This window comes from Mycobacterium simiae (genome assembly GCF_008370645.1).
GTDB lineage: Bacteria > Actinomycetota > Actinomycetes > Mycobacteriales > Mycobacteriaceae > Mycobacterium > Mycobacterium simiae_A.
The window spans coordinates 37354-48547 of sequence record NZ_VTZN01000016.1 but is presented as its reverse complement, the minus strand read 5'-3'; the positions used below and the strand labels follow the sequence as shown (position 1 = coordinate 48547).

Here is an 11194-nt window from a genome sequence, read left to right as displayed (position 1 = left end):
GCGATACAGACGTCGACCTACCCCCGCGGTGGAGGTAAGGTAAGCCGACTTGCGACCTGGGTGAGGGGAGATTGCGGCTTGGCGACCTTGCGGCGCTACGTCGTCATTCAGCTGATGATGCTCGTGTTCGGCATTGTCGGCCCCATTTTTCTGGTCATGTTCTTTGTTTCGCAACCGGATCCGACCCTGAAGTGGGCGTACTGGATTGGGCTCTTGGTGACCTACGCCGACGTGATGATTGCGCTCGCGCTCACGGCCGCAGGTGATGACAAGTCCCGCAACCACATCCACGCCGCATCGGCGGCAGGCCAGCGCCCGCGAGCCAAGCGCAGGAGTGGGCGCGACTGAACGCGGCGTTGCACCCACGCATGCTAAATGCCGTAGTCAGGCAGCTCGAAGTCGTCGCGGATGCTACCGGCGAACAGGGTTGCGAGCGGCCGGAAATTCATCCTGCGCATAGCTAGGTTGCGAAACCACAGGCCGAATCGGGTCCGGGTGGCGAAGAATCCGATAAGCCTCGCGGCGTTGGCTTGCCGGCTCGCAATCAAGGGCCGCAGCAGTGCCTCGTAGGCTTGAAAGGCGCGCTGGTGCTCGCCGCCGGCGCTCGCGAGTTCCCCGGCCAGTACGTACGCCTCGGTCATCGCCAGGCCGGTGCCCTCGCCGCCAAGTAGGGAGATGCACCCGGCAGCGTCACCGATGAGCAGCACCCGATCGTGAGACCAGTGGTCCATCCGGATCTGGCTGACCACATCGAAGTAGAGATCGTCGACATCGTCGAGCGTCGCCAGGATGTCATGACATTCCCAGCCGGCGTCGCTGAACTGATTGTGCAACTGATCTATTGGTGAGGCAGCAGGGCTGTCGTGCTCGGCGCGAAAGACGAACAAGAACATGGTGCGGTCACCGCGCAGCGCGACACGTCCCACCTGTTTGCCCGGCGTGTTGTAGAGGACATAGCTCAACTCGTCGCGTGGCCGGTATCCGTGGACCACGCACGCCGCGACCTTGCAGCCTAAGTAATGCTCGCAGTCGTCCTCCTGGCCGAAGACCAGTCGACGCACGTTGGAGTGCAATCCGTCGGCGCCGATGACCAGATCGAAATCGCTTGGCGCATTGTTGTGGAAGGTCAGGCGGACACCGTCGCTGTGCTGGTCGATGGTGTTGATGCTGTCACCGAAAACCGTTTCGACCTTGTCGGCGATCGTGTCGTAGATCGCGGCGGCCAGGTCGCCGCGGGGCAGGCTGGTGAAATCGTCGCCGATCATGCGGCGAAAGACATCGACGTTGAGGTCGGCTTTCACTTCGCCGCACTGACCGACAGAGCGCACACGTTCAATCTGGTACCCGGCGGCGCGAACCGGGCCCTCGATGCCCATCAGTTTGGCAACGTGGTAGCCGACACCCCAAAAATCGATCATGTACCCGCCGGTGCGGAATTGCGGCGCCTGTTCGATCAGGGTCGGTGTATGACCGGTGCGGTGCAGCCAGTAGGCGAGTGCCGCTCCCGCGACTCCGGCGCCGCTGATCGCTATTCGCATGCTTCGATTCTGCCTGCTCGCACGATTCGGGAGACTGGGGTCGGTTACTGTTCGAGATCGTGACGGCGCCGACGCGGGCACAGCTGGCCGATGGACGCGATGTGCTGTTTTTCGCGTTGCCCGGTCACCTTCCGGCACCGGTTCCCGATCGCCGGCCACTGCCGCCGCAGGACCCGCACCAGTCGGAGTTGCGCTTCGACCGGTCCACCGGGCAGTGGGTGATCATCGCCGCGTTGCGGCAAGATCGCACCTACAAGCCGCCGCCCGATCAGTGCCCGCTGTGTCCGGGCCCGACCGGGCTGATCAGCGAGGTGCCCGCGCCCGACTACGACGTCGTCGTCTTCGAGAATCGGTTCCCGAGCCTGGCGGGGGCCGGTGGGCTGCGGCCCACCGGCGACGGCTTCTTGGCCGCGCCCGGCCATGGCCGGTGTGAGGTGATCTGCTTCTCCAGCAACCACACCGGCTCGTTCGCGGATCTACCAGCGCCGCATGCCCGCCTGGTGGTCGAGGCGTGGCGGCATCGCACGGCCGAGCTGTTGAGTCAGCCGGGCATCGAGCAGGTCTTCTGTTTCGAGAATCGCGGCGAGGAGATCGGTGTCACGCTAACCCACCCGCACGGTCAGATATACGGTTACCCGTATTTGACCCCGCGGACGGCCGTCATGCTGCATCAGGCAGGTGAGCACCGAATAAACCACGGCAGCAACCTTTTTGATGATCTGCTTGCACGCGAGGTCGCCGACGGCAATCGTGTCGTCACCCGCACTGACCTGTTCACCGCTTTCGTGCCGTTTGCCGCGCGCTGGCCGGTGGAGGTGCATATCTATCCAAACCGGTTCGTGCACAACCTCATCGACCTTGACGCCACCGAGCTGGACGAGTTCGCGCAGCTCTACCTCGACGTGTTGCGGCGCTTCGACCGTATGTATTCTCGCCCACTGCCGTATATTTCAGCGCTGCACCAGTACACCGACGCCCAACCCGAGGGCTACTTGCACGTCGAGCTGATGTCGATCCGCCGCAGCGCCACCGCGCTGAAATACCTGGCCGCCTCCGAGTCGGCGATGGACGCGTTCATCAGCGACGTGACACCGGAAAGCGTGGCCAAGCGGTTGCGAGAACTGCAATGACGATCCGCTACGCCGCGCCGGGACGGATCAACCTGATCGGAGAGCACACCGATTACAACCTTGGCTGGGCGCTGCCGATCGCGCTACCGCAGCGCACGGTGGCGGCATTCATGCCCGAGCGCAGCGATGCGATCACGGTGGCCAGCGACCGCATGGACGGCTCGGTGCGCATACCGCTGGACACCGTGCCCGGTGGGGTGAGCGGCTGGGCCGGCTATGTGGCCGGAGTGATCTGGGCGCTGCGCGGCGCAGGTTATTCCGTGCCCGGCGGCGCGATGTCGATCACTAGCGACGTGGAGATGGGTTCCGGGCTCTCGTCCTCGGCGGCGTTGGAGTGCGCCGTCCTAGGCGCGATCACATCCGCTACCGGCATGCGCATCGAGCGCGTCGAGCAGGCCCGCCTCGCCCAGCGGGCGGAAAACGAATACGTCGGTGCCCCAACGGGTTTGCTAGATCAGTTGGCAGCACTGTTCGGGGCGCCGGTGACGGCGCTGCTGATTGACTTTCAGGATCTCACGGTGCGGCCGGTGCCGTTCGATCCTGACGCTCATGGGATCGCGCTGGTGCTGATAAACTCGCGGGCCCGGCATCGTCACGCCGGTGGTGAATACGCAGCACGCCGCTCATCGTGTGAGCGGGCAGCAGCCGACCTGCGTGTTTCGTCGTTGCGCGCCATCGACGATCTGGCGTCGCTGGCTGCGGTCGGCGACCTGGTTGCTGCCCGTCGCGCCCGTCACGTGCTCACCGAGAACCGCAGGGTGCTGGACTTCGTTGCCGTGCTGGGTGAATCGGACTATGCCGAAGCCGGTCGTATCCTCACCGCTTCGCACGCATCCATGCGCGACGATTTCGACATCACCACCGCACACATTGACCTCATCGCCGACACCGCGGTGCGCGCCGGCGCGCTGGGGGCCCGGATGACCGGCGGCGGATTCGGCGGCTGTGTCATCGCCTTGGTGCCGGGCAGCAAGGTGGCGGCGGTCGGACAGGCGGTGCAAAGCGCGGTGCACGCCGCAGGCTACCCGGCCCCGGTGCTGACGCGGACCCATGCCGCTGCGGGTGCTGGTCCGGGCTGAGGCCTGGAAGCATTGATCAATAGGTTAGCAGCGGCTAACGTATTGGCGTGTGCTCGACTTGCTGGAAGTCGCGGCAGAGCCAACTCGGCGTCGGTTGCTCCAATTGTTGGCGCCCGGCGAGCGCACCGTCACACAACTCGCGTCGCAGTTTCCGGTCACCCGATCGGCGATATCACAACATCTGGCGATCCTCGCTCAGGTGGGTTTGGTTGCTTCCCGAAAGCAGGGCCGGGAACGCTACTACCGGCTCGATGAGCGGGGGTTGCGGCGGCTTCGCTCGTTATTCGAGTCGTTTTGGAGCGCCGAGCTTGACCGTCTGGTCTTCGATGCCAACGACTACGCGTCAGGACAAGGAGAGTTCGCCATGCCGTACGAAAAATCGGTGATTGTGCCGTTGGATCCAAACGAGACCTTCGCGTTGATCACTCGGCCAGACCGGCTGCGGCGGTGGATGACGGTGGCCGCGCGCGTCGAGCTGCGTTCCGGTGGCGCCTACCGATGGACGGTGACCCCCGGCCATACGGCGGCTGGTGCGGTCATCGAGGTAGACCCGGGCCGGCGGGTGGTCTTCTCCTGGGGGTGGGAGGGCCATGGTGATCCCGCGCCAGGCGAATCGACGGTGACCGTTACGCTGACCCAGATCGAAGGCGGCACCGAAGTGCGGCTGGTGCACGACGTGCTTACCGAAGAGCAGGCTGCCCGGCATGCCGAAGGCTGGAATCATTACCTGGCCCGGCTGGTGGCCGCGGGCCGAGACGGTGACGCCGGTCCGGACGATTGGGCGGCAACGCCCGACCCTTTCGACGAATTGTCCTGCGCTGAGGCCACATTGGCGATAGCTCAGCATGTGCTGCGCGGGATGGACCCCGCCGACCTGGCTAGGCGCACACCGTGCCAGGAATTTGACGTAGCGCAATTGGCGGATCATCTGATGCGGTCGCTCGCGATTGTTGGCAGCGCTGCCGGGGCGCAGCTGCCACCCCGGGATTCGACTGCGCCGCTGGAGACTCAAGTAGCCGACGCTGCGTTGGCCGTGTTGGAGGCCTGGCGGCAACGGGGCGTGGACGGCATGGTCGAGCTACACACCAACCAGGTGCCGGCGACCGTGCCCCTCGCCATCTTATGCCTCGAATTCCTGGTTCATGCTTGGGATTTCGCGATTGCCACCGGTCGTGACGTTAACGTTTCCCAGGCGTTGGCAGAGTATGTGCTGGGAATGGCGGCCAAGGTGATCACCCCAGATTCTCGTCACTACGGCCGCTTCGCCCAACCGGTGGCGATCGACGCCTTTGCCCCGGTACTTGATCGACTGATTGCGTTCACCGGCCGTGACCCGGCCCGCGCCCACGTATCCGCCAAGTAACGAAAGGTCACATCATGCCCAAGAAAACCGAATACGCGCAGGGCACCCCGAACTGGGTCGACCTGCAGACTACCGACCAGTCGGCGGCTAAGCAGTTTTACTCGTCTCTGTTCGGGTGGGGCTACGACGACAATCCGATGCCCGGCGGCGGCGGGGTCTACTCCATGGCCACGTTGAACGGCGAAACGGTGGCCGCCATCGCGCCGATGCCGCCAGGTGCGCCCGAGGGCAGGCCATCGATGTGGAACACCTATATCGCGGTGGACGATGTTGACGCGGCGGTTGACAGGGTATCCCCGGCGGGCGGACAGGTGCTGATGCCGGCCTTTGACGTCGGCGACGCCGGGCGGATGGCCTTCGTTGCTGATCCGACCGGTGCCGTGGTCGGGTTCTGGCAGGCCAATCGGCATATCGGCGCGACGCTCGTCAACGAGGCGGGTGCGGTGATGTGGAACGAATTGATCACGGACAAGCCGGATTTGGCGCTGGCATTTTACCAAGCCGTGTTGGGCCTGGATCACATCACGATGGAGATGGCTGCCGGCCAGAACTACCGCGTGCTCAAGGCCGGCGGAGCAGATGTCGGCGGCTGTATGGAACCGCCGATGCCCGGGGTGCCGAACCACTGGCTGGTGTACTTCGACGTCGACGATGTCGACGCTGTCGCCAAGAAGGTTGCGGCCGAAGGCGGTCAGGTGATCGCAGCGCCGTTTGACATTCCGTCGGTGGGACGGTCTGCCGTCTTGTCCGACCCGCAGGGTGCCGTATTCAGTGTGTTGAGGCCCGCGGAGCAACTCTAGAGCGGGGCGTTTGGCTGCTACCGCTATGGCATGGCCGCTTAAACTTTCGCCATGCAGGAACTGCTCCGACTATGAAAATCTGGATACAGATTCGAGACCGCGACGAGGATGCCGAGTTCCCCGACGGCGTCACGTATGAAGTGCTCGACGGCGGTGTGCTAAAGGTCGTCAGCGGCAAAGATATTCATCTCTACAGCCCGTCGTATTGGCAGGAGGTCACGATTGACACCCGCGCGGCGGCTGAGCGCGACGACCATGTCGAACCAGTCGACGATGATCTGAAATGGCAATGATGCCGCAGCCCCATCGCAACTGTGCGTCCCAGGGACCTTTGGCCACCGGAGCTGATGGCCTACTGCCCTGGCGCCAACGCGACGGAAGTGGTCAGGATTGAGTCGCCCAGGAGGAAGGGGATGCAAATGAAGGCAAAGGTCGGAGATTGGCTGGTGGTCAAAGGGGGTGCCGTAGACCGGCCGGATCATCGGGGGCTGATCATTGAGGTGCATTCAACCGACGGCTCGCCGCCGTATGTCGTGCGCTGGCTGGACAGCGACCACGAGGCCACGGTGGTTCCAGGTCCAGACGCGATGGTCGTCACCGCAGCAGAGCAGAAGGCAGCCGACGAGCGCGCACAACACCGGTTCGGCGCGGTGCAGTCGGCGATTCTTCATGGCAACAGCACCTAGGCGGTTTCAGCTCGGGCAATGAAGCCGGCGGCAAAAACCGGGTGGCCGGCCCAAGTCCGGCGGCGCGATGGAACGGTGGCGCCTTTCGACATCACGCGCATCGAGAACGCGGTGGCCCGGGCCGCCCGTGAGGTTGCAAACGACGATCCCGATGTGCCGAGTACGGTGGCCAGGGCCGTCGCCGACGCACTGGGCACCTCAATTGCGCCAGTTGAGCGCATTCAGGATTTCGTCGAGGCGCGGCTGGGGGAAGCCGGTCTCGACGACGTTGCTCGGGCATACATCATCTACCGGCAGCGGCATGCCGAACTGCGCACGGCCAAGGCGTTGCTGGGTGTGCGTGACGAATTGAAGCTGAACCTGGCGGCGGTGACGGTACTACGGGAACGCTATCTGCTGCGCGACGAGCAGGGCCGGCCCACCGAGTCGACCGGCGAGATGATGGACCGGGCGGCGCGGCATGTTGCGGCAGCTGAGGACCAGTACCGGTCCGGGTCGTCGGCGCAGTGGGTTGAACGGTTCGGGACATTGCTGCGCAAGCTCGAATTCCTGCCGAATTCCCCCACCCTAATGAACTCCGGCACCGACCTCGGCCTGCTCGCCGGGTGTTTTGTGCTGCCGGTTGAGGATTCGCTGCGGTCGATCTTCACCACGCTTGGCCAGGCCGCCGAGATCCAACGGGCCGGCGGCGGCACCGGATATGCGTTCAGCCACCTGCGACCCGCCGGGGACCGGGTGGCCACCACGAGCGGCACAGCCAGCGGACCGGTGTCGTTTCTGCGGCTGTACGACACCGCCGCCGGCGTCGTCTCAATGGGCGGTCGGCGACGCGGCGCCTGCATGGCCGTGCTGGACGCCTCCCACCCGGATATCTACGACTTCATCACTGCGAAACCAGAATCACCAAGCGCCTTAACACAATTCAACCTATCAGTAGGAGTCAACGACACGTTCCTGCGCGCCGTCGAACACAACGGAACACATCGCCTGGTCAATCCGCGCACCGGCCGGGCGGTCGCGCGGATGCCGGCCGTCGAACTGTTCGACGCCATCTGCGAAGCCGCGCATGGCTGCGGCGATCCCGGACTGGTGTTTCTCGACACCATCAATCGAGCCAATCCGGTGCCGGGACGAGGCCGAATCGAGGCGACCAACCCGTGCGGTGAGGTTCCGCTGCGGCCGTACGAGTCATGCAACCTCGGCTCCATCAATCTCGCCCGGATGATCACCGATCGTCGGGTCGACTGGGACCGGCTCAGTGAAGTCACCGAAGTGGCCGTGCGCTTCCTCGACGACGTCATCGATGTCAGCCGCTATCCCTTTGCCGAGCTGGCCGACGCCGCCCGCGCCACCCGCAAGATCGGGCTGGGAGTGATGGGTTTGGCGGAGCTGCTTGCCGCACTGAGTATTCCGTACGACAGCGACGAAGCCGTGCAGTTGGCCGGCCGCATCGTGCGCCGCATCCAGCAGCAGGCGCGCAAGGCGTCCACCCGGCTCGCCGAAGAACGCGGCTCATTCCCGGCGTTCCCCGATAGCCGATTGGCGCAGTCGGGGCCCCAGCGCAACGCACAGCTCATCTCCGTCGCCCCGACCGGCACCATCTCGCTGATCGCCGGTACCACCGCCGGGATCGAGCCGATGTTCGCCATCGCCTTTACCCGCGCCATCGTCGGCAGGCACCTGCTGGAGGTCAACCCCTGCTTCGACCGGCTGGCCCGCGATCGGGGCTTCTACAGCGACGAGCTGATCGCCGAGATCGCACAGCGTGGGGGAGTGCGCGGCTATCTGCAGCTGCCCGCGGAGGTGCGTGCGGCTTTCCCGACCGCAGCGGAGATCGCGCCGCAGTGGCACTTGCGCATGCAGGCCGCGGTGCAGCGCCACGTCGACGCCGCGGTGTCCAAGACAGTGAACCTGCCCGCAGCCGCCACGGTGGACGACGTCCGCGCCATCTATCTGGCTGCCTGGAAGGCCAAAGTCAAGGGCATCACTGTCTACCGCTACGGCAGCCGGCAAGGACAGGTCTTGTCCTACGCCGCGCCGGAACCGGTACTGGCCCAGGCCGACACGGAGTTCAGCGGCGGCTGCGTGGGGCGAACCTGCGAGTTCTGAGGCGGGGGACTTTCCGTCTGGTCCGCGATGACTTTTGGCCCTGCCCGCATCCAGAAGCGCGGCGTAGTAAGGAGTCCATGCGCCACGAAACAGATTTGCCATCAATCGTCGATGTCGACGTCACCACCCGCGGTGAGTTTCCCGGCGCAGCCGATTATGCGCGCACCAAGATCGGCCAGCTCGGGCGCCTTACCCACCGTCCAGTGCTGCATGCCCGGATCAGGCTCACCCAGCATCGCGATCCGGCGGTGCAGCGCCCCGTGGTCGCTCAGGCCAATCTCGACGTCGATGGTCGGCTAGTCCGTGCCCAAGTGGAGGGTGAGACCGCACACGAAGCGATCGATCGGCTCGAGGCGCGGTTGCGGCACCGGCTGGAACGAGTGGCCCAACACTGGGAATCGCGACGAGGCGGTCAACCCGAGGCGGTTTCGCATGAGTGGCGCCACGAATCCGAGCCCACCCACCGACCCGGATACTTTCCGCGTCCGGCGGATGAACGCAGCATTATCCGGCGCAAGTCGTTCACCATGGCGCCCTGCACGGTAGACGAGGCCGCCCTGGAGATGAATCTGCTCGACTACGACTTTCACCTGTTCACCGAGCAAGGCACCGGCAGCGCAGGTGTGCTCTACCGGGGTGGTCCGAGCGAATATCGCCTGGCTCTAGTCGCGCCTGCGCCAGCCGATCAGCTGAGCCCGTTCGAGCTGCCCGTGACCATCAGCCCACAACCAGCGCCCTGTCTGACCGTCGAGGAAGCCACCGACCGGCTGGGCTTGCTGGGCCTGCCGTTCCTGTTCTTCATCGATGCCGCCGAGGGCCGCGCCGGCGTGCTCTACCACCGCTACGACGGGAATTATGGGTTGCTGACGCCCGCGGGCTAGCTGGTCTCGCCCGCAAGTTCGTCGGGGGTGGGATCACGGTCCTAGCGCCGAGATCGACGTTAGCGTCACACCTTCTCGCACTTTCCCGCGCTGGCGTCGATCTCGATGGGTGTTGGGTAAACGCTGGCCTCATGACAGACCGACTCCCGACGAACCTACGAGTGCGACCACTAAGTCAGCCCTTGACGACTCCGAGCGGTATGAGGCGCGCGACCTTGCGCGCCAGCCCGGCGCGGTGGCTGGTCTCGATGACGGCGTCAATGTCCTTGTATGCTTCGGGTTTTTCTTCGGCCAGTCCGCGCCGAGAGCTGCCGCGAACGAGGATGCCGGCCTGTTCCAGACCTTTGCGTAGCATGTCCGCGTTGGTGTGACGGGCGGCCTGGTGGCGACTTTGCACTCGTCCGGCGCCGTGCGCCGTCGAGAAGAACGCCGGGTTGTCCGGCACTCCCGCCAGCACGTAGGAGGCAGTCCCCATCGTGCCAGGTATCAGCACCGGCTGGCCGACCTCCGACAAGTCGGCGGGTAGTTCGGGGTGGTGCGGCGGCAGCGAGCGGGTCGCGCCCTTGCGGTGCACGCAGACGGTGCGCAGCTGGCCGTCGATCAGGTGCTTTTCGAGCTTGGCCAGGTTGTGTGACACGTCGTACAGGACGTCCAACGCCGTCGAGGCTTGCCGTTGGAACACGCGGCGGGTTGCCTCGGTAAGCAGTTGACGATTGGCGCGTCCGTAGTTGGCCGCGGCGGCCATCGCTGCCAGGTATGCCTGTCCCTCGGTGGACTGGACTGGTACACATGCCAGCTGGCGATCGGGCACCTCGATGCCGAAGCGGCGCATGGCATGTTCCATCTGGTGCACATGATCGGTACAAATCTGATGCCCCAGGCCCCGGGATCCGGTATGGATCATCACGCACACGGTGCCCTCATTTAGTCCCATCCGTTCGGCGGCAGCGCGGTCGTAGATGCGATCGACGGCCTGTACCTCGAGGAAGTGGTTGCCAGAGCCGAGGCTGCCGATTTGCCCAAGCCCGCGTTCGATCGCCCGGTCACTGACCGTCGCCGCATCGGCCCCGGCGAGTACGCCGCCGTCTTCGCAGCGTTGCAAGTCCGGTGCGACGCCGTGCCCCTGCTCCACCGCGAACCGGGCGCCGCCGGTGAGGACCTGTTGTAGCACAGCGCGATTGGGCAACTGCCACACACCCTTGGTGCCGACTCCGCGCGGTATTTCCCGATCGAGGTCATCCATCAGGGCGCGCAGGCGTGGCTGCAGGTGGTCGCGGTGCAGTTCCCGGCTTGCCAGCAGCCGGACGCCGCACGATATGTCAAATCCCACGCCACCAGGCGAGACCACCCCGCCGTTGTCGACATCCGTTGCCGCGACACCGCCGATCGGAAAACCGTATCCCCAGTGCACGTCGGGCATCGCAAACGCGGCCCGGACGATGCCCGGCAGTGTCGCCACGTTGGCCACCTGGGTCAGAGCCATGTCTTCGGGGACGTCGGGGAGCAGTGCGCGGGATGCGAACACGATCCCAGGCACCCGCATCGCGCCCTCCTTTTCGATGCGGAACCGGTATGGTGTCTCCTCGATGAGTTTCATGCGGTCGCTCC

The 11194-nt window shown here is 65.1% G+C and carries 11 protein-coding genes; 9 read left to right on the top strand and 2 right to left on the bottom strand.

Going from position 1 to position 11194, the window contains the following annotated elements; all coding sequences use genetic code 11:
• On the top strand, nucleotides 1–348 hold a 348-nt coding region (locus F0Q45_RS04790), incomplete at its 5' end, for a hypothetical protein (RefSeq protein ID WP_306439421.1).
• A gap of 23 nt (nucleotides 349–371) precedes the next feature.
• Here the strand turns inward: F0Q45_RS04790 and F0Q45_RS04785 are convergent.
• A complete protein-coding gene (locus tag F0Q45_RS04785) occupies nucleotides 372–1538 on the bottom strand; it encodes an FAD-binding domain (RefSeq protein WP_149652841.1) in 1167 nt (388 codons plus the stop codon).
• Nucleotides 1539–1597: 59 nt separating this feature from the next.
• Between F0Q45_RS04785 and galT the strand changes: the two genes are divergently transcribed.
• From galT to F0Q45_RS04745, 8 genes are all read left to right on the top strand, one after another.
• A complete protein-coding gene (galT, locus tag F0Q45_RS04780; protein WP_188112789.1) occupies nucleotides 1598–2668 on the top strand; it encodes a galactose-1-phosphate uridylyltransferase in 1071 nt (356 codons plus the stop codon).
• Nucleotides 2665–3747: a galactokinase gene (locus F0Q45_RS04775; RefSeq protein WP_149652839.1), complete on the top strand. Its 1083-nt coding sequence runs from the start codon at nucleotides 2665–2667 to the stop codon at nucleotides 3745–3747. The genes galT and F0Q45_RS04775 overlap by 4 nt, the downstream gene beginning before the upstream one ends.
• A 58-nt stretch (nucleotides 3748–3805) precedes the next feature.
• On the top strand, nucleotides 3806–5110 hold the full coding sequence (locus tag F0Q45_RS04770; protein ID WP_149652847.1) for a TIGR03086 family metal-binding protein: 1305 nt from the start codon (nucleotides 3806–3808) through the stop codon (nucleotides 5108–5110).
• 14 nt (nucleotides 5111–5124) lie between these two features.
• A complete protein-coding gene (locus tag F0Q45_RS04765; RefSeq protein ID WP_149652838.1) occupies nucleotides 5125–5910 on the top strand; it encodes a VOC family protein in 786 nt (261 codons plus the stop codon).
• 71 nt (nucleotides 5911–5981) lie between these two features.
• Entirely contained in the window at nucleotides 5982–6203 is a 222-nt protein-coding gene (locus tag F0Q45_RS04760) for a hypothetical protein (RefSeq protein ID WP_149652837.1), read from the top strand.
• 126 nt (nucleotides 6204–6329) lie between these two features.
• Nucleotides 6330–6596 (top strand): DUF1918 domain-containing protein, encoded by a 267-nt coding sequence (locus F0Q45_RS04755; protein WP_149652836.1) that lies wholly within the window; start codon nucleotides 6330–6332, stop codon nucleotides 6594–6596.
• An 18-nt stretch (nucleotides 6597–6614) separates the two neighbouring features.
• The gene (locus F0Q45_RS04750) at nucleotides 6615–8705 is read left to right on the top strand and encodes an adenosylcobalamin-dependent ribonucleoside-diphosphate reductase (protein ID WP_149652835.1); all 2091 of its coding nucleotides are present in this window, start codon (nucleotides 6615–6617) and stop codon (nucleotides 8703–8705) included.
• Between the two features lie 77 nt (nucleotides 8706–8782).
• Nucleotides 8783–9586, top strand: a complete 804-nt coding sequence (locus F0Q45_RS04745; protein ID WP_149652834.1) for a ribosome hibernation promotion factor — start codon at nucleotides 8783–8785, stop codon at nucleotides 9584–9586.
• A gap of 175 nt (nucleotides 9587–9761) precedes the next feature.
• Here F0Q45_RS04745 and F0Q45_RS04740 read toward each other — a convergent pair whose 3' ends face one another.
• Nucleotides 9762–11183: an RtcB family protein gene (locus F0Q45_RS04740; protein ID WP_188112788.1), complete on the bottom strand. Its 1422-nt coding sequence runs from the start codon at nucleotides 11181–11183 to the stop codon at nucleotides 9762–9764.
• Between the last annotated feature and the right edge of the window lie 11 nt (nucleotides 11184–11194).